The organism is Sorangium sp. So ce185, from assembly GCF_051526825.1.
In the GTDB taxonomy this organism is placed as follows: domain Bacteria; phylum Myxococcota_A; class Polyangia; order Polyangiales; family Polyangiaceae; genus Sorangium; species Sorangium cellulosum_D.
The window spans coordinates 9,322,801-9,347,934 of sequence record NZ_CP150316.1 but is presented as its reverse complement, the minus strand read 5'-3'; the positions used below and the strand labels follow the sequence as shown (position 1 = coordinate 9,347,934).

Here is a 25,134-nt window from a genome sequence, read left to right as displayed (position 1 = left end):
TAATCGGTTCAGTGACTCGCCGCGCCACGTTCTGCCATGGCTACAACATGCTTGTCACAGCGGCCCAGGCGGGATCATCGCCTCTCCCGTGCGGCAGCTGCGGTATGTCGCCTTACCGCGAGGGGCCGCGCGGCCGGGGGTGAACCCCCATATAGGCGGCGGCGCTCCTGGCGGAGGGGTCGTCCGGAGAGCGCTCGATGAGGTCTTCCGCGAGGCTGCGGGCCTCGCCGGCGCGGCCGAGGCGCACGAGCGCCCGCACGCGGAGCAGGCCGCGCTCGGCGGCGCGCGGGCTGTCGCCGAGATCGCGCGACGCCGCGTCGTCGAGCCGGAGCACCTCCTCCGGGTCGCTCGTCAGCGCGGCGCGCATGCGCTCGAGGACGCGGGCCTCGGGGTCCGCGTCCAGCGCCGCCGGCGCTGCGTCGGGCTGCCGTGCCGCGGCGCTCGCGGGGGCGGCGGCCGGCGGCGGCGCCGGGGGGACGGCGGATGACTCGTCGCGTCGCTGCGGCCTCGCGCCTTCGCTGGGCTCCGCGCTCGACGGCCGCGCCTTCGGGGCGGGGCGCTCGTCGCGGCCGAGCGCGAGGAAGCCCGCCACGGCGAGCGCGGCGAGGGGGAGGCCGATGAGCAGCGCGCGGCGGGTGCCGGACGGTCGATGTGCGTCCACGGCGGCGAACGTAGCGCGCGGGCGCGGCCGGCGGTAGCCGTCGCTCGGGCGGCGGGGCGGCGGCGCGGGCGCGCTCGATCAGGCCAGGAGGGCTCGCGGGCCGTGGATCGAGCCGTCCTCGGAACAGGCCATCGAGGTGGGCTGTGCGCCGCGCGAGGGCCGCGCGCTGGAAGCGCGTTGAGGGACTTGCGCTGTCGGATCGCGAGCTGGCACAGATGGCCGCAACTCCGGGGGAGTGTGCCAGGATCTGATCCCCGTGTCATGAGGGGGCGAAGGCCGCGCGCCGCGCGGTGCGCGGGGCGCGCGGGGCGAGCTCCTCGAAGACCTCACCGGATCTGCGGGGCCGGCATGGCCCCGGAGCATCGCCACCGTCGCTGTCACAATTTGCCACGGACGGTATGATTTTTGCAGTGGGCGTGTAGCGGAAAGGTTGCACTCATGCCCTCTCAGCTACCGTCTCTTTCGGCTCGGTCTCGGTCGTTCCGCACGCGAGCGATTTCGCTGTTCGCCTTCTCGGTCATCCCGTCTGCCATCCTCCTCGCGGGCTGCGCCGATCCGCCGGACACCATCAACAACTACTATTACACGAACGGGGAGGGCGGGGCCGGCGGCGGCGGCGGCGGCGGCGATGGCGGCGACGGCGGCGACGGCGGCGCGCCCGCAGAGGAGTTCCCGGGGGCGCCCGTCGCGGACACCGAGGTGGCCGATCTCGCGCTCGACGTCTTCGGCACCATCGGCAATCGCTACTGGCTCGCCGTCTCGGAAGAGCAGCTCGAGATCATGAACGATGGGCTCGAGGGCGGCCCGGGCCCCATCGCGAGGCCGGGGTTCGGGGATATCTACTCACCGACCGGGGAAGACGCGACCTTCGTGGATCACCTGTGGGTGACGACGGCCGGCGCCGAGGGCAAGACGGCCGATTACGGCAAGGTCCAGGTGGGGATCGCCGGGCAGTCGACGATGCGGCCCTGGACGAAGCGGACCATTCCCAACCTCAACATCGACGCGGACGAGTTCGTCGAGAAGCAGCGGCTCGGCGGGTTCGAGCACGTGCGCTTCAACAACGGCCAGGTCGGCACCATCTTCCGCGAGCGCTTCACGCTCGAGCTCTATGCGCGCCTCGATTACCCGGCCCCCCTGACCAACTACGCCTGGGTCTCGAGCAACGTCTGGGGGCCGGCGGTGTCGATCCCTTACATCGTGGTCGAGCGCTACAAGAAGGCGTTCTGCGAGCGCGTCGGGGACAAGCTCGGCGGCGGCTGCGCCAACATGTGGGAGTTCGTCGGGGACTTCGCCGGCAACATCCCGGGGGGCGGCTGGATCCCGAAGCCGATTGACGTGGTGATCCCCGGCGGCAGCATCTTCGACGACCCGGCGAACTGCCAGCTGAAGACGTGCGACAACACCCGCGCGAAGGAGCTCGAGCAGGCGATCGCCGACACGCCGCCGGGAGAGGGCTACAAGGCCGCGCTCGAGGGCTGGATCGACTGGCCGGCGTTCCACCGGTTCCAGTGCCTCTCGTGGGTGCTCGCCACCGGGGACGACGCGATCCACAACAGCAACAACGTCGTGCTCGTCGAGCGGGCCGATGGCCTGTTCCAGTACCTGCCGTACTCGGTCGACATCAGCCTGGGGCAGAGCTGGTATCCGCAGGTCCCCCTGGCCGGCGGGAACGCGCTGGCGCGCGGGTGCCAGAGCGATACGGCCTGCTGGGCCGACACGATCGCGATGTGCGAGGACGTGATCGAGGATTTCGCGGCGCTCGATCCGAACGCGGTGCTGAAGGGCATCTACGAGCAGCTGTCGGACGAGGGGATGCTCCGTCCGGGCGACGAGGAGCGCTACGAGGCGCTGGACGCCTGGATCACCGAGCACCTCAAGTTCCTGCCGGAGGACCTGGAGAGGAACCGCGAGCAGCCGCAGCTCTGCATTCCTCCCCAGATCGATTGCGGCGGCTACTGCGGCTATCCCCAGGACTGCGGCTGGGGCGTCGGCGCGGGCGGTGGAGGCGTCGGCGGTGGAGGCGAAGGCGGATTCGGCGAGGGCGGTAAAGGTGAGGGCGGACTCGGCGAGGGCGGTGGAGGCGTCGGCGGATTCGGCGAGGGCGGTGGGGGCGTCGGCGGATTCGGCGAGGGCGGTGGAGATGCGGGGAGCGGCGGCGCCGGCGGTGGCGCTGCGGGGAGCGGCGGCGCCGGCGGCGGCGCTGCGGGGAGCGGCGGCGCCGGCGGTGAATCCGCGGGCTGACGCCGGGTAAGCGTCAACGGCCTCGACGCGCGGAGAGGGAGGGGCGCCGCGCTCCGGCGCTCCCTCTCAGGGCGAGATCTCGAACAGGCACCGCGTGATCGGGATGCCGACGTCTGCCAGCACGTACAGATAGTATTTCGTGCCCGGGACGAGCTCCTCGGGGGTCCCGTCGGCGGGATAGCCCTGCTTCGTGCTCGCGGGGACCTCGCCGTAGGCGATACCGCTCTTCATGGGCTCGGCGCTCGAGGGCACGTCGAGCCGCCAGATCGTCCCCTCGGGCAGGTCGAGGTTGGGGGGCGCGCCCGGGTTCGCGGCGTCCGCCGACATGACGTAGACGTAGCGGGCGCCGCCGCCCGCCCAGGTGACCTTGCCCGCGGCGTCCACGCCTTCGCCCGCCGCGCAGTCGCTCGGCTCGTAAAGGCTCTGTTCATAGATGGGCCCGCCGAACGGGGTCATGTCCGCGAAATCCTCCCTCGTGAACCCGCGGCGCTCGAGCTCGCCCTCGAAGAACGCGACCATGCGCGCCGGGTCGGTGGTGGGGAGGCCGGCGACGTCGCGGGAGAAGCCGTTGTTCTGGTCCGGCGGATAGGCGCCGAGCGCCGCCGAGGAGACCCAGCCGGCGGCCAGCGCGAGGCCCGACGGATTGAAGCTGTCGGTCCAGATCGGCCCGGCCTCGATGTACCAGTTCGACGGCCCCGCGGGCGCGGTGTTCTCCGAGTGACAGCACACGCACCCGCACGCCTCGGTCTGCTCCGTGACCCAGGCGAGCTCGGCGAGCCATTCCGGATCGGACAGGCGCGGATCATCGCTCGGGGTCTTGTACTCCGAGGGCGGCGCGGGCCAGTACGGGCGCTGCGTGAGGACCGGCTCGCACGACGCGTAATCGGTGAACCGGCGGCCCGGCTCGGTGCAGCCCGAGATCGCGCCGAACGTGCAGACCTTGCCGTCGCTCTGTCCGGCCGGCTCGCCGGCCTCCGGCTCGACGCAGACCAGCTCGGGCCACTGGAAGACGGCGCCGCCCGTGCCGATGCCGGGGTCTTCGGTCGCGGCCTCGCAGGCGTCGGGCTCGAACTTGCCGCCGCCGAACATCTCGCAGCCGCGCTGGGTGGCGGCGCACTGGCTCGCGTCGCCGCCGGGGAAGACGATGGCGTACGCGTCGTCGGTCCCGCCGCCGAGCACGCATCGGCCGAGCGTCTCCGGGTAGCCGCAGCTCTCGCCGCCGGTGAAGGTGGAGCCCTGGAGCGCCTTGCAGTCGGCCTCGGCGGCCTCCGCGGTCCAGCCTCGGCCGGTGTACTCGCGGCACTCCTCGGCCTGGCTGAAGGCGCTCGTGTAGACGCAACGCCCGGGCGACCCGGAGGCCTCTGGCGCCCCCGAGGCGTCGTCGTCTTCGCTGCTCTGGCAGGCGCCCAGCCCTCCGAAGGCCGAGACGAGGAGCGCTGCGACCAGCATCGCGTGCGGTGAACGGAGGAGCTCTCGCTTCACGGTGAATCTCCTGAACGTGGACCTTCGAGCGAAGGTGAACGTGGTCTAGCTCACCGGACCGCCCGGGGAGCATATCGATGTGTATCGTTTGTTCATGATTGTGCAATCTTGGTACATGGTTTTGTGAGTATTATGTAATATAAAAAACAATTTATGTCCGTCGATGCCCGGATCGGGGGCATGCCGGACGTGTGCCGGGGCACGCCGCGCCTTGTCCGGGAACCACGCAGGGCCGGTCCGAGGCGCTTCAGCGACGGGAGGCGGGCGTCGCCGGCGCAGCTCGCCCCTGTGCGGCGCGATGCTGCGGGGCGGAACGGCGCTCCCCGCTGCGGGGAGCAGCGGCCGGGCGGCGCCGGCCCCTCACCGGAGCGCGCCGATGCCGAACGACAGGCACGGCTCTCCGTCGCGCAGCGACACCGCCGCGAGCTGCTTCTCCGGCGGGTACATGTACCCGAACAGCGTGCACATCTCGTTGTCGCCGAAGCCGAAGGTGAGATCGTGGTCCGACGTGTTCCGGAACCTGCACGCGTACCGGAGCGAGTCGCCCTCCTCGAGCGCGATCGCCGGCCGGTAGACCTCGATGTCGCCCTCCAGGTCGAACGCCCCGCCCTCGTAGACGCGCGCCTCGCCGCCGCCCTCGCGGACGACATCCACGTCGAAGGCCTCGGCGTAACGGTGCGTGTGGGGCATGAGAGACACGATGTTCCCCCCGAACGTCGAGCACGTGGCGCCGACGGTCCGGGTGGCGCGCGGCGGAACGAGGAAGTCGTTCACGTTCATGACGAACGGCACGAGCTCTTCCGTGCGCTCCGACAGGGGCATGGTGAAGAAGTCGTAGGCGAGCTCGACGACCTCGGGCTCGGCCGACGTGTTGAGCAGGTGGACGCTCGTCGCGATCTCGCGGGTCGTGTCCAGGGTGAAGCCCATCCCCTCGGGGAAGACGAGCGTCTCGTCGCCGACGACCTGGGTGGAGCTCGCGAAGAGGACGTCCGGGATGACCGCCGGCAGCGCGCCAAAGGCGTCGTCGGCGCCAGGATGGCAGTCCGGGTAGGGGTTCGGCCCGTACGACGGATTCACCGGCTTGGCGATGACGTTGCTGTGGTGCAGCCCGGCCGTCGTGTAGAGGCGCGCCGCGTGGACGGTCTCGTTCACGAGGGCAGGGAAGGGCCATGAGAGGCAGAACAGCGCCTCCTCGCCGGGCGCGAGGGTCCGCGGCGGCGCGATGATCCTGAAGCCGCTGCGCGGCGGCTCCGGCAGCCGGAGCCGGGTGAGCGGCGCGCCGAACGCGACGACGTTGTCCCGGTCGATGCGCTCTTCAGGCTCGTAGCGGGCGGCGGGGTGGACGCACCGGCCCCGGAAGAGCTCCTCGCCCGGCGCGCACGCCGCGGGCGGCGAGGGCTCGAGTCCGGCGCAGGCAGGGAGGAGAGGAGTCCAGAGGAGGGGAATCCAGCGGAGGCTCGACGTACGGGTCCTATCTCTCGGGACGGAGCGGAGCTTTGAAGTTCGCATCACGCGTCACCTGCGACCGGCGGCGCCTCACCGGAAGCCTCGACTGCCGATCTCCACCGCTCGATCGGATCTCCCGTCGTCGACGAGCGCGGCCTCGCGCGGCCAGGGCGGAGCGCGCGGCCGCGCGGCGCTCGCGGCGCGACTGACCACGGCGCCGGCCGGCGCCGCTCGGCCGCCTTGACCGCCGCCGCGCCGGCGCTATGGCCGCTGCTCGGGCGCAGGGCGGCGCGGGCCATCCGGCGCGCCCCGACGGCCTGGAACGCCGGGGAGGCGCCGCCGCGCCGCGGGGCCGCCCACGTGGATACCCGGTTCACCCGGGTCGACGCTGTGCGCAACAAGGGCGTGACGTGGGCGTCGCGGATCGTCTAGCATCCGCATGCCGAGGGGCATCAGGCCCCACCATCCCCTGCATCGCCCGACGACCACGCAGCGTGGTCCCAGCTCGTGGAGAGACAGCATTGAGCGAGCAAGCAACCGAGCCGGCCCTCCCCGTCACCGCTTTCGAGAGGCGCTTCAAGCACCCGCCGGGGCTCGTGATCCTCTTCTTCGCGGAGATGTGGGAGCGCTTTTCGTATTACGGCATGCGCGGCCTCCTCAAGCTGTATATGGCGAACTACCTGTTCGTCACCGCGCGCGAGGCGTACCAGGGGTGCCGCCAGCACGCGCCGCCGTGCGACCTCGTCCCTGGCGATCCGGCCACGGTGTTCGCGTGGGAGTTCATCCGGGGCCTGCTCCCGAGCGCGCCCGCCGAGCAGGCGTCCATTCTCTACGGGCTGTACACGGGCCTCGTCTACCTCACCCCGTTCTTCGGCGGCATCCTCGCCGACCGGGTGTGGGGCCAGCGCAAGACGGTGGTGATCGGCGGCGCCCTGATGGCCATCGGACACTTCGTCATGGCCTTCGAGAACTCGTTCTTCCTCGCGCTGCTCCTGCTCATCCTCGGCAACGGCGCGTTCAAGCCCAACATCTCGACCCAGGTCGGCAGCCTGTACCCGAAGGGTGATCCGCGCCGCGACGGCGCCTTCACCATCTTCTACATGGGCATCAACCTCGGCGCCTTCATCTGCAACTTCGTGTGCGGCACGCTCGCCGCCGTCTACGGCTGGCATTACGGCTTCGCCGCCGCGGGCGTCGGGATGTGCCTTGGGCTCGTCGTCTACCTGATGGGGCAGAAGTACCTCGCCAAGGACAACCTCACCAAGGCGGCTGAAGGGACCGGCGAGGAGAAGCAGCCGCTCTCCAGCGACGAGTGGAAGCGCGTCGGCGCGCTCGTGGCGCTCTGCGCCCTCAATATCGTCTTCTGGGCGGTCTACGAGCAGCAGGGCAACACGATGCAGACCTGGGCCGACGAGAAGACCACGTGGCCCGTCGTCCTCGGCTTCCAGATCCCCTCGACGTGGTTCCAGTCGTGGAACCCGCTCTGCATCATCCTGTTCGCCCCGCTCCTCGACATCTTCTGGCGCTGGCAGGCGAAGCGCGGCACCGAGCCGACGAGCGTGTCGAAGATGGCGATCGGCTGCACCCTCCTCGGGCTGTCGTTCATCGTGATGATCCTCGGCGCGCAGGCGGTCGGCGACGGCAAGGGCAGCCTGTTCTGGCCGCTCTTCTGCACGCTGCTCCTCACGATCGGCGAGCTCTACCTGTCGCCCATCGGCCTGTCGCTCGTGACCAAGGTCTCGCCGGTGCGGATCGTGTCGATGATGATGGGCATGTGGTTCGTCTCGAGCTTCTTCGGCAACACGCTGAGCGGCTACATCGGTATCTTCTACACGCGCTGGCCGAAGGAGATGTTCTTCCTGCTCCTCACCGTCCTCGGCATCGGCGCCGGCGCCGCGATGTTCGCGTTCAACAAGCCGCTCCGCCGGGTCATCGGCAGCCACTGACACGGACCGCCGAGCGGCGCGGCGGCGCCCCCGGGGAGGGGGCGCGCCGCCGCGTCAGGGCGCCCGCGCGCCGTCGGGGTCGACGATCCGCTCGTCGAGCACGGCGAGCCGCCCCGCGGGCAGCGCGCCCCCGATGGCCGCGACGGCGCGGCGGACGCTCTCCAGCGTGCTGCACGAGGCGACGTCGACGAAGAGCCGCCCCGACTCGGGCCAGGAGTGCAGCGCCACGTGCGACTCGCTGACGACCGCGCACGCGGTGATGCCCTGCGGCGAGAACGGGACGACCACCATCTCGAGCAGGGTGAACGGCCCGGCGGCCACCGCGGCCTCCAGCGCCCCGCGGAGCGCGGTGGGGCTGTTCAGGAAATCGAAGGGACAGCCTTCGAAGTGGGCGAGGGCGACGTACAACCGCATCGTGGGCGAGGCGCGCAGCGGCGGCGCCGCGCTGGCCGCCGAGGATAGCCGAGGCCGGGCGGCGCGGGACCGGAATCGGCGCGGCCCGAGCCGAGAGGGCGCGCCGGCGAGCTCACGCCAGGGGCGCGCCGATCGGGGCGGGCGCCCGGGGGGCGCCGGCCTGCGCCGCGGCCTCGACGCAGACGCGGACCTCCTCCAGGAGCTCCTGGAGGCCGAGCTCGCCCTTCTGGAACACCCGCTCGGTGCCTAGCCGGAGCCGGGCGCGATCGTCGTCCGTGAGCTCCTTGGCCGTGAGCACGATGAGCGGCATCCGGCGCCAGTGCTCGTGGAGGCGCAGCCGCTCGATCAGCTCGAACCCGTCCATCTCGGGCATCATCAGATCGACGATGGCCGCGTCGGGCGCCTCCGCGTCGGTCGCCAGCAGATCGAGCGCGAGCCGGCCGTTCGCCGCCGACACCGCGTCGCAGCCCGACCTGCGCAGCATCCCCTCGAGCACCTCCCGGCTCGGCGCGTCGTCCTCGACCACGAGGACGCGCGGGCTGCGCCCGCTCCGGAGCGCGCACCGCGCGAGCGCGCGCTCCAGCGCCTCGCGCTCCACCGGCTTCGTGATGTAGTCCGCGGCGCCGAGCGAGTAGCCGATGCCCCGCTCCTCGACGATCGAGATGACGATCACCGGGATCGACGCGAGCGCCGGGGTCGACTTGAGAGCCGAGAGCACCCGCCAGCCGTCCATCTCGGGCATCAGGAGATCGAGCGTGATCACGTCGGGGAAGAGCGTGCCGGCGAGGCGCAGCCCCTCCCGCCCGCCCGGCGCGAGCGCCACGTGGTGGCCGAGCGCCTCGATGTGCCGCTTGAGCAGGTCGCGCACCGTGGCGTCGTCGTCCACCACGAGGACGAGCCGCTGGGCGTCCGCGCGGCCCGGCGCCCACGCCTCGGCGCCCGCGCGACCGTGGCCGTCCGCCGCGCCGTCCCGCGCCGCGGCGTCGTCGGGCGGCGCCGCGAGCGGCAGCCGCACGCGGAACGTGGAGCCCTTGCCGACCTCGCTCTTCACCTCGATCGCGCCGCCCATGAGCTCGACCAGCCGCTTCGTGATCATGAGGCCCAGCCCGGTGCCGCCGTACCTGCGCGAGGTCGACGCGTCGGCCTGGACGAACGGCTGGAACAGCCGCTTCAGCTGCTCCTCCGTCATCCCGATGCCCTCGTCCTCGACCTCGAGGTCCAGCGCCGGCCGGCCGGCCTCGCGCTCGACCGAGACCCGCACCCGCACGGCGCCGTCGGCGGTGAACTTCGCCGCGTTGCTGAGCAGGTTGTAGAGGATCTGCCGCGTCCTCCGCGGGTCGGCGTGCAGGGTGATCGGGCCGTCGGGGCGGTGGATCGAGAGCGTGTTCCGGCGCTGCGCGACCAGCGGGCGCACGGTCGAGGTCACCTCGTCGAGCAGCACCTGGACGTCGAACGACTCGGGGTGGAGCTCCATCCGGCTCGCCTCGATCTTCGACAGGTCGAGGACGTCGTTGATGAGGCCGAGGAGGTGGGCGCCGGCCTGGTGGATCTTCTTCAGGTCCGCCACGAACGCCTGGTTGCCGATCTCGAGCGCGTCCTCCTGGAGCATCTCGCTGTAGCCCAGGATCGCGTTGAGCGGCGTGCGCAGCTCGTGGCTCATGTTGGCGACGAACTGGCTCTTCGCCAGGTTCGCGCGCTCGGCCGCCCGCGCCATGGCCTCCGCGTGCGTCTTGGCCTCCGAGAGCTGCCGGTTCACGACCTCGGCCCGCTCCATCGCCTGGGACAGCGCCTGCTCGGTCTCCTTGTGCAGGGCGATCTCCTGCTGGAGCTGCTCGTTCTGCCGATCGAGCTCCTCCTCGACGAGCTCCCGGCTCTCCCACGAGAGGACGAGCCACCACGCGCCGACGCCGATGAGGACCACGACCGCGGCGTAGAGCTTGATGAACGCGGCGAGGACCTCGGGCCGCGCCTCGGCGGTCAGGGCGGCGCTCCAGTAGAAGAGCCCGAAGAGCGCCCCGACGACGCCCGCCATCGCGGCGAACACGAGCGCGAAGCGCAGGAGCCTCGACGAGAGCCGCGCCGACAGCCGCTCCGCCACGAAGGCGCGGAGCGCCGTCGCCCGGCGCGCGGACACCCCGGCCCGGGGCGTCTTGCAGACGTCGTGGCAGCGCGCGTCCAGCGTGCAGCAGAGCGAGCAGATCGCCCCCTCGTACACGGGGCAGTACGCCATGTCCTGCGGCTCGTAGCCGTGCTCGCAGACGCAGCACTGCGCGATCCCAGGGGCCTTGTCGCTCGGGAAGTGGGTGTTCTCGCGGGCGATGTAGTACTTGCCCCGGGTGAGCCAGGCGATGGCGGGGGACAGCGCGAACGCGAGGCCGAGCGCGATGAACGAGGAGTACGCCGCGGCGGCGGGGCCGAACAGCCCGGCGAAGCAGAGGATGGAGGCCGCGGCGCCCGCGCCCATCGCGCCGACCCCCACCGGGTTCACGTCGTAGAGGTGCGCCCGCTTGAACTCGATATACCGCGGGCTCAGCCCGAGGGGCTTGTTGACGACGAGGTCGGCCACGATCGCGCCGATCCACGCGATCGCCACGCTCGAGTAGATCGCGAGCACCTTCTCGAGGGTCTGGAAGACCCCGAACATCATGAGGAGGAGCGCGATCGCGACGTTGAACACGAGCCACACGACGCGGCCGGGGTGGCGGTGCGTGAGCCGCGAGAAGAAGTTGGACCACGCGAGCGACCCGGCGTAGGCGTTGGTGACGTTGATCTTGAGCTGCGAGACGACGACGAACGCCATCGCCGCGAGGAGGACGACGCCGCGGTTCGAGAAGACGTGCTCGTAGCCGGCGAGGTACATCACCACCGGCCGGAGCGCCGCGTCCACGCTCGAGCCCTGCCGCACCGCGAGCGACGCGAGGAAGCCGCCGGCCAGCTGCTTGGCGCCGCCGAGCAGGATCCACCCGGGGCCCGCCAGGATCAGCGCGGTCCACCAGAGGCGGCGGTTCGATCGCGTCCTGTCCGGCATGAACCGCAGGTAATCCACCTGCTCGCCGATCTGCACGATGAGGGAGAAGCTCACGCTGGCCGCGAGGCCGAAGAGGACCGGGTCGAACCGATCGCCGCCCTCCGACCTGCCGGCGAAGCTGGTCCAGCCGGACAGCGCCTCCGGGTCCTTGTGGAGCACGAAGACGAACGGCAGCGCCATGAGCGCGAGCCACAGCGGCTGGGTCCAGAGCTGGAACTTGTTGATCAGGGTCACGCCGAAGAGCACGAGCGGGATGATCACCGCCGAGCACAGGAGGTACCCGGGCACGAGCGGCAACCCGAAGTAGAGCTCGAGGGCCTGCGCCATGATGGCGGCCTCGAGGGCGAAGAAGATGAACGTGAACGACGCGTAGATGACCGACGTGATCGTCGAGCCGATGTAGCCGAACCCCGCGCCCCGCGTGAGGAGGTCCATGTCGAGGTTGTACGTCGCCGAGTAGTACGAGATCGGCAGTCCCGTGAGGAAGATGATGGCGCTGGAGACGAGGATCGCCCAGACCGAGTTCGTGAACCCGTAACTGACGATCAGCGAGGCGCCGATGGCCTCGAGCGCGAGGAACGAGATCCCGCCGAGCGCCGTGTTGGCGAGGAGCGCCGGGGACCATTTCCGGAACGACCTCGGCGCGTAGCGGAGGGAGTAGTCCTCCATGGTCTCGTTGGCGACCCAGCTGTTGTACGCGCGCCTCTCCCTGACGATGGTGTGGATGACCTGCATGGCTCGCCGCTCCGCGCCTGTCCGCACACGCCCCGGACAGGCGCACTCGTGTTCACGGTACTTCGCCTGTGAAGCGCCCCGCGCGCGCCCCGGCCGGCGCGGCCCCTCGCTCAGCCCCCGCCCTGCTCGCCCGCGCCGCCCCGCGCCGCCCCGCGCTGCGCCTCCTCGGCGCGCGCCTGGTGCTCCCGGAGCAGGGTGACATAGGCCTCCTCGCATTGCCTGAGCCGCTTGAGCTCGAGGCAGGCGCGGATGCGCGCCTGGAGCAGGACCATGTTGAACGGCTTTGTCACGTAGTCCTCGGCGCCGCACTCGATGCCGCGCGCCACGTCGCCGAGCTTGTCGGACGCGGAGAGCAGGACCACCGGGGCGAGGCCGAGGCGCCCCTCGTCCCGCAGCTTCTCCAGGACGTCGAGGCCGCTCAGGTCCGGCATGACGAGATCGAGCAGGATCAGGTCGTAGTCGTTCTCGCGGATGAGCTGCAGCGCCGTGCGCCCGCCGGGCGCCTGGTCCACCTCGTACCCCCGCCGCTCGAGGCACGCGCTCAGCATGTCGCGGTTCACGGAGTTGTCGTCGACGACGAGCAGGCGCCCGCCGAGGCTCCCGGCCCTGGCCGGGGAGGTGGGCGCGGGGAGGGGAGCCTCGTCCTGGACCGGCGGCAGCCCGAGCCACGGGGCCTTCGGGAGGCCGCTCTGCGAGTAGCCCGCGATGAGGTTGCGCAGCATCACCCCCGCCGCCTGGATCCTGCAGAGGATGGGAATCAGCGCGAACCGCTCCTCGCGCTCGAACCGGGAGAGCAGCTCGGCGCAGAGCGGCTCGATCTTGCTCGTGTGCGGCTCGGTGGCGTCGTTGAGCTCGCGCAGGCTGCGGAGCAGCGCCTGCGAGTCGCGGCCGCCGAGCGCCTCCTCGGAGATGCGCTCGTTCACCTGGGCGAGCACGGAGGCCCCGATGCCGCGGAGCCCGTTGAGCGCGTCGAAGGTGCTCGTCGGCGCGTCGAGCGGCAGGCACTCGAGGAGGTGGTCGCCGTAGCCGACGATCGCGGTGAGCGAGGTGCGGAGCTCGTGGCGGAGGTGCGCGATGAGCGATCTCCAGAGCTCCTGCCTGCCGGGCCTGTCGCTCGGGGCGCCGCGGCCGGCGAGGGGATCGGCCGGGCGCTTCACGGCGACTCCCGGGCGAGCAGCGTCTGGATCTTGGCGTCGAGGCGCTCGATCTCGACGGGCTTGATGTCGTAGTCGTCGCCGCCCGCCTCGATGGCCTGCTCTCGATCGCTGCTCATCGCATGGGCGGTGAGGACGATGATGGGGATGTCCCTGGTGCGCGTGTCCCCCTTGAGGCGGCGCGTCGCCTCGAGGCCGTCGATGTTGGGCAGGCCGACGTCCATGAGGATCAGCTGCGGCCGCGCGGCCCGCGCCAGCTCCACCCCCGACTCGCCGTCCACGGCGGTCACCACGGCGTATCCACGGCGGAGCAGGCGTCGCGATAACATGTCACGGTTCATCTCGTTGTCTTCGACGAGGAGAATGGTGGTCATGAGGTCCCCCCCTTGAAAGCAAGATCCCCGCGGCGCCCCGCCCGACGATGAGCGCGGCCGCCGCTCGCGCAGGCGCGCGGCCGAGGCGGCGCCCCGCGCCGCCCCCGAGCGCCGCGCCGGCAGGAAGCCAGTCCGCCTAGAAGAGCCCCTGAGCGGTCGTGTCCCCCGTCCGCGCCGCCTTCGTCGATTCGATGTTTCGTACGTTACGGTATCGGTTTTTGGGGATCCATAGAAATCGGTGTTTGCCCTCGCCAGAGGCGTGCTGCTCGGAGAGCGAATGTCCGCGCCCCGAGCCTCTCCTGGGAGGGGAGCAGCGTTGTGTCCAGCACGTGTCGAGCGATGATGGAGAGCGCGGCGAGGCCACGAGATGGCCTGTCGCAGAGGGAGGAGTGGATTCGGGACGTACGCTGCCGGAGCGCGCCGCGCCTCGGTCGCTCAGCGCCGCGCGATCTCGACGATCTGCCGCACGCGCTGGCCGCCGAGGTCGAAGCGCCCCTCGAGCCCCGCGAACACGAAGCTGTTCACGCGGCTGCCCCGGACCTCGTGGGCGGCGCTCGCGCCGCCGGCGCGCTCCAGGAAGAAGACGTTGAGCCCGCCGCCGATCGACGGGCCGAGCGCCACGCTGTCCGACATGCGGACATCGATCGTCGCGGTGAGGCGCGCGAGCTCGACGCCGTGGGTGAGCGTGTCGCGCTCCTGGCCGGGCGCCGCCGTCCAGAGGGCGCGGTAGCCGCTGCCGAGCGCGATCACCGGGTCGATGCGCTGGAACGGCGCGAGGTGGAACCTCGCCTCGGCGCCCGCGGTCAGGCCGCGGACGTCGGTGTCGCGCCGGTCCGGGCCCATGGCCATGTACTGCTCGTAGCTCGACGTCAGGCCGAGGCCGAGCTTCGGCGTCGCGCGGTAGCCGAGCTTCACGGCGACGCCGGCGCCGGGGCCCGACACGTCGCGGATGCGCCGCTCGCTCCCGATGTCGCCGAACCCCTGCGTGTACCCGGCGCCGACCCCGAGCTCGAGCGCGTTGCCCGGCGCCCTGAGGGGCGAGCTCAGGTAGCTCGGCGGGACCTCGCCCTCGTAGTCCTGCGCCGAGGCGACGCGCGCGCACAGCGCGACGAGCGCGGCCGCGGCGACCGCGAACCCCGTGTTTGCCTTCATTGCGGATCCTCCTCGTTCGCGGCGCCGCGAGGCGGCGGAGCCGATCCGCGCGCCACGATCCGCGCTGCGCGGCCCGCGCCGCGCGATCTGCCCGGGGACGCCGCTCGCGGGGGCGCGGAGCATCGCGTGTGCCACGGAGGCGGCGAGCACCGCCTTCTCGGTCGCGGACGGGCGGGGGGCGGCGCGCGAGGCCGCCGGCCGCTCACGGCGCGGCGCCGCGAGGCCGCCGGCCTACCAGCGGTGGAAGGCCGGGTGCCCTTCCTTGACGGCCACGAACGTCCCGCGGCACGTCGCCGTGACCCGGCCCCCCGCCTCCAGGGTCGCCTCGACCACCACGCGGTCGCCCTCGGCCTCCGCGACCTGCGCCCGCAGGCGCACCGGGCCGAGCGGCGTCGGCTTCTTCAGCTTCACGTGGAAGTCCGCCGTCACCGTGCACGGCGGCGCGTCGGCCCCCCGCGCCTGCATGAGGTGGTGGGCCGCGGTCCAGTTCGAGTGGCAGTCGAGCAGCGCCCCGAGGATGCCGCCGTTGACCATCCCGGGGAACGCCTCGTGGTGGGGCTCCGGCGTGAAGTCGCAGACCACCGCGTCGCCCTCGACGCGGCTCTTCAGCCGGAGCCCCTTGTCGTTCGCGGGCCCGCACCCGAAGCACCGGCTCTCTGGCGCGTACCGGTCCTGCAGGCTCGCGGCTCCGCTCACCGGCTGCCCCCCATCAACGGCTGCCCCCCACGAACGCCTCGTCCATCAGCATCTTCTGCTCGAGGAGGTGGCTCGCCCGCGATCCGGTCGCCGGGCTCGCGCTCGGCGCGCGGCTCACGCACGAGAGCGGCAGCCGGTCGCCGAGCTTGTTCCGGAGCACCGCGAGGATGTGGTACCAGGCCCCGTAGTTGCGCGGCTCCTCCTGCACCCACACGAGCGGCGTGCCGTCCTTGTAGGGCGCGAGCGCGTTCACGATCTCGTCGTTCAGCGGGAAGAGCTGCTCCAGCCGCAGGATCGCCACGTCCTTGAGCCCGCGCGTCTCCCGCGCCAGCGCGAGGTCGTAGTACACCTTGCCCGAGCAGAGCAGGATCCGCTTCACGTCGGCCGGATCGACCCCGCTCGTGTCGGGCAGCACGCGCTGGAACTGGCCCTCGGCGAGGTCCTGGATCGTCGACACGGGCCGGTGCGGGCCCTTCGACGTCGCCGGGACGCGCAGCAGGCTCTTCGGCGTGGCGATGATGAGCGGCTTGCGCCACGGGCGGTGCACCTGCCGCCGCAGCACGTGGAACAGCTGCGCCGGCGTCGTCAGGTTGCACACCTGGATGTTGTCCTCGGCGCTGTTCTGCAGGCAGCGCTCGATGCGCGCGCTCGAGTGCTCCGGCCCCTGGCCCTCGTAGCCGTGCGGCAGGAAGAGCACGATGCCGCTCAGGCGGTGCCACTTGTCCTCGCTCGACGTGATGAACTGGTCGACGATGACCTGCGCGCCGTTGAGGAAGTCGCCGAACTGCGCCTCCCAGATGACGAGCCCGTCCGGGTAGTCGAGGCTGTAGCCGAAGTCGAAGCCGAGCACGCCCGCCTCGCTGAGCGGGCTGTTGTACGCCTCGAACCGCGCCGGCGCCTTGGCCACGCTCGACAGCGGCGCGAAGCGCGCGCTCGTCTCCACGTCGCGCAGCACCGCGTGCCGGTGGCTGAAGGTGCCGCGCTGCACGTCCTGCCCGGAGAGCCGCACCGGCGTCCCCTCGGCGAGCAGCGACGCGTAGGCGAGCATCTCGCCCGTGCCCCAGTCGAACGGCTCGCCGGCGACCAGCTTCTCGTGCCGCTGCTTGAGCGTCGGCAGCACCTTCGGGTGCGCCTTGAAGCCCTCGGGCAGCTCGAGGAGCTTCTCGGACAGCGCGATGAGCCGCTCGGCCGGCACGCTCGTCGGCACGTCCGGCGTCGCGTGATCGGCGCCGCCGCGGTAGTGCGTCCACACGCCGCCCATCGAGTAGAGCACCGGCGCGAAGCCCTTCTGCTTCACCTCGTCGAGCGCGGCGGCGAGCGCCTCGCGGCGCCGCACCACGATCTCCTCGGCCTTCTCCGCGGTGACCTGGCCGAGCTCCATGAGGCGCCGGACGTAGACCTGCCGCACGGTCGGCTTCTTGTCGATCGCGGCGTACATCCGCGGCTGCGTGTAGCGCGGCTCGTCGCCCTCGTTGTGGCCGTACTTGCGGTAGCAGTACATGTCGATGACCACGTCCGAGCCGAAGCGCGAGCGGTAGTCGATCGCGAGCTGCGCGACGTGGGCGACCGCCTCCGGGTCCTCGCCGTTCACGTGGAACACCGGGACCTTGAGCATCCGGGTGATGTCGGACGCGTAGCGGGTCGAGCGGCCCTCCATCGGGTCGGTCGTGAAGCCGACCTGGTTGTTCACGATGACGTGGACCGTGCCGCCGGTCGAGTAGCCCTTCAGGTTCATCATGTTGAGCGTCTCGGCGACGACGCCCTGCCCGATGAACGCCGCGTCGCCGTGGATGAGCAGCGGCATCACGCGGCGGCGCGCGTCGGCCGCGCCGTCGGCGAGCCGCCGGTCCTGCTTCGCGCGGACGCGGCCCTGAACGACGGGGTTCACGAACTCGAGGTGGCTCGGGTTGAACGTGAGCGTGAGGTGGACGTTGCGCCCGTTCTCGAGCGTGCGGTCGGTCGAGTAGCCGAGGTGGTACTTGACGTCGCCGCTGCCGAGGTGGCGCTCCGCGTCCTTGTCCTCGAAGGCCGCGAAGATCTCGCGCAGGCTCTTGTCCATGATGTTCGCGAGGACGTTGAGCCGGCCGCGGTGCGCCATGCCGACCACGATCTCGTCGACCTCGTGCGACCCCGCGCGCTCGATGATGAGGTCGAGCAGCGGGATGAGGCTCTCGGCGCCCTCCAGCGAGAAGCGCTTCGTCCCCGCCTCGTAGGACTTGTGGATGAACTGCTCGAAGATCTCGGCGTCGGAGAGCTTCGTCAGGATCCGGAGCTGCTTGTTTCGGTCGAGCGTCAGGCGGTTGCGCGTCGACTCCATCTGCTGCTGGAGCCACTGGCGCGCCTCGGGCTCCTCGATGAACGTGAACTCGACGCCGATCGAGCGGCAGTACGTCTCCTCGAGCCGGCGGATGATCTCGCGCAGGGTGAGGACGGGCGGCACGCCGGCGAGGTCGGTCGTCGGGAAGGCGAGGTCGAGGTCCTCGACGCGCAGCCCGAAGTTCGTGAGGTCGAGCTCGGGCGGCGTCGCGGGCGGCAGGCCGAGCGGGTCGACGTGCGCGAAGAGGTGGCCGCGCACGCGGTAGGCGTTCACGAGGGCGTAGACGCGCGCCTTGAGCGCCGCCTCCGCGAGCACCTTCAGGTCGCGCGACGTCTCGAGCGAGGTCGGGTGCTCGCTCAGCGTCTGCGCGAACGCGGCCTCCAGCGTCTTCGCGGCCTCTCCGTTCGTCTTGCCGTGCCCGTTCCCCGGCGCCGCCGAGGGCCGCTGCGCCTGTGGCTGGACGGACGGCAGCGCGGCCGGAGCGGGCAGCCTGATCGGCGCGGCGCCGCCGTTCTTGCCCTCGAAGAACGAGCGCCAGCCGGGGTCTACCGACTCCGGGTTCTCGAGGTACTGCGCATAGAGCTCCTCGACGAGCCCTGCATTGATTCCGAAATCAAGCTGCATCGTGGTTCGGCGTGCAAATAACGCGTGTCGGGGCGGCACGCTAGAGTCGTTTTCCGATGGCTCCGGTGCATAGGGCGGAACATCGTCCGGACAAGGGGTCCGAGCGCCTGGAGAAACGGTAGGGAGAAGCGGTAGAAGGGGGGCCATGGATCAAGACCGCGCAACCCCGGGTCGAGGACCGGCGCCCGCCGTCCTCCCCATCGACCGTTTCCGGGACCACCTCTTCCACGACGGGAGCCTCGGCCTCTGGCTGGACGTGAGCCGGATCCGCTTCGAGAAAGACTTTTTCGCCACGATGGATCCGCGCATCCAGGCGGCGCTCGCCGAGATGGCGGCGCTCGAGGGCGGGAGCATCGCCAACCCCGACGAGGGCCGCCGGGTCGGCCATTACTGGCTGCGCGCGCCGGAGCTGGCGCCCGAGGCCGCGCTGCGCGCCGCGATCGAGGCGACGAACGCGCGGATCCTGAGCTTCGCCGCGGACGTTCACGCGGCGCGGGTGCGGCCGGAGCGGGCGGCCCGCTTCCGCAAGGTGCTGGTCGTCGGGATCGGCGGCTCGGCGCTCGGGCCGCAGTTCGTCGCGTCGGCGCTGGGGACGCCGGCCGACCGGATGCAGCCGTATTTCTTCGACAATACGGATCCGGACGGGATCGATCGCACGCTGGACGCCATCGGGGACGACCTCGGCGCGACGCTCGCGGTGATCATCTCGAAATCGGGCGGGACGAAGGAGACCCGCAACGGGATGCTCGAGCTCGAGGCGGCGTACCGCCGGCTCGGCCTGTCGCTCGGGGCGCACGCGGTCGCGGTGACGGGGGAGGGGAGCGAGCTCGACAAGTACGCGGCGAAGCACGGCTTCCTGGCCCGGTTCCCGATGTGGGACTGGGTCGGCGGGCGGACGAGCGAGCTCTCGGCGGTCGGCCTCTTGCCGGCGGCGCTGCAGGGGCTGTCGATCCTGGAGATGCTGCAGGGGGCGCGCGAGATGGACGAGGTCACGCGCTCGAAGGAGGCGCTCCGGAACCCGGCGGCGCTGCTCGCGCTCGCCTGGTACTCGGCGACGGGCGGCGTGGGCCGGAAGGACATGGTGCTGCTCCCGTACAAGGATCGGCTCGAGCTCTTCTCCCGCTACCTCCAGCAGCTCGTGATGGAGTCGCTCGGCAAGCGGCTCGATCGCCAGGGCAAGGAGGTGTGCCAGGGGATCGCCGTCTACGGCAACAAGGGCTCGACCGATCAGCACGCGTACGTGCAGCAGCTCCGCGACGGGCTCGACAACTTCTTCGTCACGTTCATCGAGGTGCTGCGCGATCGCGCGCCGTCGCGCGGCGCGATCGAGGTCGACCCCGGCGTCACGACGGGCGACTACCTCTCCGGCTTCCTGCAGGGGACGCGCAAGGCGCTCAGCGAGAGCGGGCGCGAGTCGATCACGATCACGATCGAGACGGTCGACGCGCGCGCCGTCGGCATGCTGATCGCGCTCTACGAGCGCGCGGTCGGGCTGTACGCGTCGCTCGTGGGCATCAACGCGTACCACCAGCCGGGCGTCGAGGCCGGCAAGAAGGCCGCGCAGGAGGTGCTGGATCTGCAGGCCAAGGTGCTCGCGGCGCTGGCCGCGGGCGCGGGGCGCGCGCTGAAGCTCGAGGAGATCGCGGGCGCGGCGGGCACCGGCGACGTCGAGACGGTCTTCTGGATCCTGCGCCACCTCGCGGCGAACCCGGAGCGCGGCGTGGTCCGGGAGCTGCCGCAGGGGGGCTCGCCGTTCGACGCGACGTACCGGCTGGCGCGGTGAGCGGAGGGCGCGGGGGGCGCCGGGAGCTGGGGCGGGCTCCCGGCGCGCGCCGCTCAGAAGCGGACGCGCAGGGTCCCGCCGGTCGGGCCGACGAGGAGCTCGGGGGCGTGGAGCGACGTCTTGCGCGGGATGTCGTGGCGCACCCAGACCTTCTGGTTGGAGGCGAGGCCCGCGACGAGCAGCGCGAAGCCCGTCACCTGCGTGAGACCGTTGAGGAGCACGAGGGAGCCGGCGACCCGGCCGCCGTCGTCGGAGAAGTCGACGTCCTCGCCCGTGGCGAGCGTGATGAACGGGCCGCCCACGGGCACGAACAGCGGCGCGTAGCTGCCGGCTTCGCTCTCTCCCTCGCTGAGGATGCTCCCGGCCGTGAGCGCGGCGAGCGCCCACGCGGTGCCGATGACGATGGACCCCGCGACAAGCAGCCGGCGGCTCTTCTGCGTCTCGAGGCGGTAGCCCTGCGGCGCGGGCTCGCCTTCCTTGAAGGGCAGCGTCCGCGGCATGCCGAGGATGAAGCTCGACGTATACGACGCGTAGTCCGCCGGCGGCGCGTAGCCGGGCGGCGGCACGTAGCCGGGCGGCGGCGCGTAGCCGGGCGGCGCGTAGCCGGGCGGCGCGTAGCCGGGCGGCGCGTAGCCGGGCGGCGCGTAGCCGGGCGGCGCGTAGCCGGGCGGCGCGTAGCCGGGCGGCGCGTAGCCGGGCGGCGCGTAGCCGGGCGGCGCGTAGCCGGGCGGCGCGTAGCCGGGCGGCGGGTAACCCGGAGGCGGCGCGCTCTGCGCTGACGGAGCGTCGCTGTCCGCTGCGGCCGGGGTCGCGCGCGCGAGCACGCCCAGCAGCGCGGCCACCGAGAGGACAGTGCGGATCGCGCTCACGTGCGTCTCCCTTCGGGGTGAGAGCCGCTGGCGCAGGCTCGCCGGATCAGAATCGCCATCGGAGCTCCGCGGACGACGCGCCGATCGAGATCGCAGGCCACGGGGACGCAGCGTGCTCGGGATCGCGCGGGCTCACCTTGAACTGCCGCTCCAGGTAGACCTCCTCGTTTGCCAAGCCGGCGACAACCAGGAGCAGTCCGCTCACCTGGGCGACGGCGTCCACCGTGAGCCAGAAGACGCCCGCGCCCTCGGCGTTCATGGTCACCGTGCTGATCATCGGGCCGACGAACGGGATGAACAGCGGCCCGAACTCGTCGAAATCCTCCTCCGCGACGATCGCGACGCCCGCGACCGTGACCGAGAGCGCGTACGGGATGCCGAACGTCAGGAGCCCCGCGCCGACGAGCGCGCGATCCGATCGGGTCTTGAGCGCGTAGCCGCGCGGGATCGGGTCGCCCTCCTCGTATTGGATGGTCCGCGGGTTCGCCCACGGCGGGAGCGGCGGCGGCGGCAGCAGGTAATAGCCCGGCGGAACGGGCATCCGCGCGCCGTCCGGAGGCGCGGGAGGAGCGCTCGCGGGCGCGGGAGGAGCGCTCGGCGCGGCGGGAGCCGCCGTCGTGCCGCCGAGCGCGGGCCTCTGCGGCGCGCCAGGCACCTGCGCGGCCGCGGGCGCGGCGAGCCCGAGCAGCGCGGCGAGCACCGCGGCGGCCTGCGCGCCGCGGGCGCGCTGCGCGGCGAGGCGGCGACGCGGCACGATACTCCCTTCCGTTGGCCCGATCGGCATGCTGGCTCCCGTCGCGCTCGCGCGGCGACTCCAAGGAACTGCGGGTGGCTTCGGCGCAGCGAGGCCAGCATACGCGGACCGTTCGCGAACTCAACGAGGCGCGCACGATGTCCGCGCGCCGCGGCGAGGCGCGCCGGACGGCGCCCCGCGCAGCGCGAGCGCGGCCGCGCGTTCGACGACATCGGCGCCGTCGAGCCGGACGTCGGGCTCGAACCCGCGCAGCTCGACGAAGTCGCCGAGCGGGTCGCGGTACGCGCGGGTGCCGAGCGACAGGGTGACGCCCGAGCGCGGGAGCCGGAAGAGCGCGAGCTCGCCGACGCTCATGCCGCCGCGGGTGTTCTGCCCGACCACGAGGACGCCCGGGATCTGCCGCGCCAGCGCGAGCAGCATCTCGCACGCCGACGCGCAGCCGCGGTCGACGAGGAACACGGCGCGCCCCTCGAGCGGCCCCGCCGCCCGCCCGCGGACCAGCGCGCCGCGGGTCGTGAGGTCGACGCGCGGCGCCGCGCCGCCGCGGTCCGCGGCGCGACCCCGCAGCGCCCCGGCGAGGCGCTCGAGCGCGGCGAGGTGCTCGACGAAGCGCGGCCGCGCCTCGGGCGGGACGTCGCCGCGGGCGAGCCGGCGGCGGGCGCTGTTGGCGCGCCCCTCGGCCGCGGCGACGGAGAGGACCTCGCGCTCGTCGAGCGCGCAGAGCGGCGCGTCGGTGAGCGCGAGCGCGAAGCGCTCGGCGAAGAGGTAGTTGCCGCCGGCGTTGCCGCGCAGGTCCACGACGAAGGCGGGCGCTCGCCGCAGCTCGGCGGCGAGCGCGGGGAGCGCCGCGAGCGCCGGGGCGGCGGCGGCGCTGAAGGTGCGGATGGCGAGCACCGGGACGCCGTCGCGGCTCCGCGTGAGCGCGACGGGCGGGCCGGGGAGGCGCGGCGCCGCGAGCCGCCGCGGCGGGGCCTCGGTCCGGTCGTCGGCGCCGCGGCCGGCGCAGGTCGCCGGGGCGGCGGGCGCGGGCGCCGGGTCGGCCAGCGCGGGCGCCGGGGCGGCGGGCGCCGGGGCGGCGGTGAGCCGGAGCGGCGCGCGGCCGCCGTGGCCGAACGCGAGGTGGCCGTCCGGCGCCGCGAACACGTCGCGCAGGAGCCGCGCGAGCTCGTCGGGGCGCCACGCGGCGCGGCCGCGGAGCGCGGCCGCGGCCCGAGCGAGCGCGCGCGGCGAGGGCGCGGGCGAGCGCCCGTCGAGGCCCGCGTAGGCGTGCTCGAAGGCGTAGCGCGCGTCGTCGAGATCGAGGATCGCCTCGGCCGAGGACACGGTCCGCGGCTCGCCGTCGAGGTCGCCGTCCGCGATGCGCAGGCTCCGGAGCGGCGCCGGCGCCTGCGAGGGGGCGACCGCCGGCGCCGGGGCGCACGCGAGCGCGGCGCAGGAGAGCGCGGCGCACGCGAGCGCCGCGAAGGAGCGCGCCGCGGTCGCGGCGCGGCGAGGCCAACGGAGCGAGCTCTCGGGGGGCACGGCGCGCGAGGGTGCGACGGCGCGCGCCGCCGGCGCAACCGCGGCCGCTCGGGCTCGTGAAGGAGATCACGGCATCGCAGCGAGATCCAGGGCCCGGCGCGCCGGCGCGGCGCCCGTCACCGCGCGCCGGCGAGCCGCGCGACGAACCCGCGCGGCTCCGCGTCGGCCTGGCTGCCGAGCGGCTCGTCGAGCCCGAGGCCGAGGAGCCCGGCCACGTTCCCCCCGACGTAGAGGGGACCGCCGGGCGCCCCGCCCGCCGCGACGGCGCGCACGTCGGCGGAGCCGGCCCCGTCGAGCGTCGACGCCGAGATCACGCCGCCCGCGCCGTCGAGCTGGATCAGAAACCCTGCCCGAGTCCCCGGCGAGGCCGCGAGCACCCCGGCGTCCCCGAGGTCGATCTCGCCGGCGAACAGCCCCGCGACGTAGATCGCGCCGGCGGCGTCGACCGTCACGGCGGCCGCCGCCTGGATGGCCGCCGCGTCGCCGAACCCGCGGCTCCACATCACCCCGCCCTCCGAGACGCGCGCGACGAAGACGTTGTCCGTGCCGCCCGCCTCGGGCATCCCCGGGCAGGTGTCCTCGAAATCGAGCGCGCCGGTGTAGCTGCCGGCGACCACCACGTCGCCGTCCGGCAGCTGCGCGGCGCCGTGCGGCGCGATGCGCTGATCGCCCGCGAGGCGCAGCGTCGTGACCCGCTGCGGCGCGCCGTCGCTCGACGCGTAGCGCGCCACGAAGATCCCGCGGCCGTCCAGGGCGCGGGGCGTCGCCTCGCCGAACGCGACGGCGCCGCGCGCCGTGTCGTACTCGCCCACGACCGCCACCGACCCCGGCCCGGCCGTGGCGCCGGCGACGAGCGCCCTCACGGTCACGCCCGACCGTGCCCCGAGGGTGCGGCTCCACTTGCACGCGCCCCGCGCCGGATCGAAGGCGGCGATCAGCACGGACTCCTCGGCGATCGTGCGCTTGAGGTCGCACGGGCCGGAGCTCTTGGCCTTGTCCACCGAGTCGACGGCGAAGACGACCGCGTCCGACGTCGCCGCGAGGCCGCGCGCGGCGGTGCCGCCATCGGAGTCGAGGCTCCACGCCCAGGCGCACCGGCCCGCCGCGTCGAGCGCTGCCACGAAGCTGGACCGGGCGGCCGCCGCTCCCCCGCGCGGGCCGACGCGGCACCGCGCATCGGCGAGGTCGACGCTCTGCGTCGACTCCCCGGCGACGAACGTGGCGCCCGTCCCGACGGCCAGGTGCGTGCCCCAGACGCCGGGCGCCGACAGGCGCACCTCGCCCTGGCGCACCCCGGCGGAGCTCCACCGCGCCACGGTGAACGCGTCTGCCTCGTTGACGACCGCCGTCACCGCGTCGTCCTGTGCCGCGATGTCCGCCACGTCCACGCCGATCGTGTCGCCCCAGAGCCCCGACGGCGCCGCGACGGCTCCCTCCCTCGCGCCGTTGCAGGCGAGCTCCCCCCCTCCGCTGCCGGCGCCGCCGCCCCCGCCCGCGCCCGCGCCGACCGCCGAGGAGCCGCCCGCCGACGAGGAGGACACGGCGTCATCGATCTCCGCTGGATCGGCCTCGCCGACCTCGAGGCCGATGAGGGCGTTGCAGCCGCTGGCGCCGGAGGCGAACAGCGCAGCACAGAGCCCAGCTCGGAGCTTCGCGAGAGAGCGCTTCATTGCGTCGACCTCTATTGCACGGCGCAGTCGCGGCCGCCACGACAGGAGGCGAGCGGAGCCTCCATCGCCGATCCCCTCGAAACCCAGCGTGCCTGAGCCGGCAACCGCAGAGAGCGCGCGGCCCCGGACCGCGCGTCTCCGCTGCTCACGACGTCTCCTGGAAACACGCTGGTTGCGTGGCGACAAACAGATCCGCCCTTGAAGTCGACGGCAGGGATCCCCTTACGCCTCGTTGCCGCTCACGCCGTACGCGGCGCGAGCGCA

18 protein-coding genes are annotated in these 25,134 nt (G+C 72.8%); 4 read left to right on the top strand and 14 right to left on the bottom strand.

The features are described 5' to 3' along the window. Positions 1-112: 112 nt before the first annotated feature. Positions 113-661 (bottom strand): tetratricopeptide repeat protein, encoded by a 549-nt coding sequence (locus WMF26_RS34200; protein ID WP_437996152.1) that lies wholly within the window; start codon positions 659-661, stop codon positions 113-115. Between the two features lie 438 nt (positions 662-1,099). On the opposite strand from WMF26_RS34200, the gene WMF26_RS34195 reads away from it, so the two are divergent. After that, positions 1,100-2,905 (top strand): hypothetical protein, encoded by a 1,806-nt coding sequence (locus tag WMF26_RS34195; protein WP_437996151.1) that lies wholly within the window; start codon positions 1,100-1,102, stop codon positions 2,903-2,905. Between the two features lie 66 nt (positions 2,906-2,971). Here the strand turns inward: WMF26_RS34195 and WMF26_RS34190 are convergent, their stop codons facing one another. Continuing rightward, complete coding sequence (locus tag WMF26_RS34190) at positions 2,972-4,387, bottom strand: proteinase inhibitor (protein ID WP_437996150.1); 1,416 nt, start codon at positions 4,385-4,387, stop codon at positions 2,972-2,974. A 360-nt stretch (positions 4,388-4,747) separates the two neighbouring features. Beyond that, the gene (locus WMF26_RS34185) at positions 4,748-5,896 is read right to left on the bottom strand and encodes a hypothetical protein (protein ID WP_437996149.1); all 1,149 of its coding nucleotides are present in this window, start codon (positions 5,894-5,896) and stop codon (positions 4,748-4,750) included. 177 nt (positions 5,897-6,073) lie between these two features. Here WMF26_RS34185 and WMF26_RS34180 point away from each other — a divergent pair, with 177 nt between their 5' ends. After that, positions 6,074-6,265: a hypothetical protein gene (locus tag WMF26_RS34180; protein ID WP_437996148.1), complete on the top strand. Its 192-nt coding sequence runs from the start codon at positions 6,074-6,076 to the stop codon at positions 6,263-6,265. An 89-nt stretch (positions 6,266-6,354) separates the two neighbouring features. Beyond that, positions 6,355-7,779 carry a peptide MFS transporter gene (locus WMF26_RS34175; RefSeq protein WP_437996147.1) on the top strand — a complete coding sequence of 475 codons (1,425 nt, stop codon included), beginning with the start codon at positions 6,355-6,357 and terminating at the stop codon, positions 7,777-7,779. Positions 7,780-7,833: 54 nt separating this feature from the next. Here the strand turns inward: WMF26_RS34175 and WMF26_RS34170 are convergent, their stop codons facing one another. The 7 genes from WMF26_RS34170 to WMF26_RS34140 form a co-directional block, all read right to left on the bottom strand. After that, positions 7,834-8,193 (bottom strand): S-adenosylmethionine decarboxylase family protein, encoded by a 360-nt coding sequence (locus tag WMF26_RS34170; protein ID WP_437950340.1) that lies wholly within the window; start codon positions 8,191-8,193, stop codon positions 7,834-7,836. 112 nt (positions 8,194-8,305) lie between these two features. Beyond that, entirely contained in the window at positions 8,306-11,956 is a 3,651-nt protein-coding gene (locus tag WMF26_RS34165; protein WP_437996146.1) for a hybrid sensor histidine kinase/response regulator, read from the bottom strand. A 110-nt stretch (positions 11,957-12,066) separates the two neighbouring features. Continuing rightward, the gene (locus WMF26_RS34160) at positions 12,067-13,113 is read right to left on the bottom strand and encodes a response regulator (protein ID WP_437996145.1); all 1,047 of its coding nucleotides are present in this window, start codon (positions 13,111-13,113) and stop codon (positions 12,067-12,069) included. Further along, positions 13,110-13,484, bottom strand: coding sequence for a response regulator (locus WMF26_RS34155; protein WP_020738673.1), 375 nt, complete (start codon positions 13,482-13,484; stop codon positions 13,110-13,112). Before WMF26_RS34155 ends, WMF26_RS34160 begins: the two co-directional genes overlap by 4 nt. Positions 13,485-13,919: 435 nt before the next feature. Then, positions 13,920-14,636, bottom strand: a complete 717-nt coding sequence (locus WMF26_RS34150; protein WP_437332483.1) for a hypothetical protein — start codon at positions 14,634-14,636, stop codon at positions 13,920-13,922. A 231-nt stretch (positions 14,637-14,867) separates the two neighbouring features. Beyond that, positions 14,868-15,332, bottom strand: coding sequence for a PaaI family thioesterase (locus WMF26_RS34145; protein WP_020738671.1), 465 nt, complete (start codon positions 15,330-15,332; stop codon positions 14,868-14,870). 13 nt (positions 15,333-15,345) lie between these two features. Beyond that, positions 15,346-18,273 (bottom strand): 2-oxoglutarate dehydrogenase E1 component, encoded by a 2,928-nt coding sequence (locus tag WMF26_RS34140; protein ID WP_437996144.1) that lies wholly within the window; start codon positions 18,271-18,273, stop codon positions 15,346-15,348. A gap of 145 nt (positions 18,274-18,418) precedes the next feature. On the opposite strand from WMF26_RS34140, the gene WMF26_RS34135 reads away from it, so the two are divergent. Then, a complete protein-coding gene (locus WMF26_RS34135) occupies positions 18,419-20,056 on the top strand; it encodes a glucose-6-phosphate isomerase (protein WP_061621953.1) in 1,638 nt (545 codons plus the stop codon). A 53-nt stretch (positions 20,057-20,109) separates the two neighbouring features. Here the strand turns inward: WMF26_RS34135 and WMF26_RS34130 are convergent, their stop codons facing one another. The 4 genes from WMF26_RS34130 to WMF26_RS34115 form a co-directional block, all read right to left on the bottom strand. Further along, positions 20,110-20,925 carry a hypothetical protein gene (locus WMF26_RS34130; protein WP_437996143.1) on the bottom strand — a complete coding sequence of 272 codons (816 nt, stop codon included), beginning with the start codon at positions 20,923-20,925 and terminating at the stop codon, positions 20,110-20,112. A gap of 46 nt (positions 20,926-20,971) precedes the next feature. Continuing rightward, positions 20,972-21,679: a hypothetical protein gene (locus WMF26_RS34125; protein ID WP_437996142.1), complete on the bottom strand. Its 708-nt coding sequence runs from the start codon at positions 21,677-21,679 to the stop codon at positions 20,972-20,974. Between the two features lie 120 nt (positions 21,680-21,799). Beyond that, positions 21,800-23,200 (bottom strand): S41 family peptidase, encoded by a 1,401-nt coding sequence (locus WMF26_RS34120; protein WP_437996141.1) that lies wholly within the window; start codon positions 23,198-23,200, stop codon positions 21,800-21,802. Between the two features lie 116 nt (positions 23,201-23,316). After that, positions 23,317-24,870 (bottom strand): hypothetical protein, encoded by a 1,554-nt coding sequence (locus WMF26_RS34115; protein ID WP_437996140.1) that lies wholly within the window; start codon positions 24,868-24,870, stop codon positions 23,317-23,319. Between the last annotated feature and the right edge of the window lie 264 nt (positions 24,871-25,134).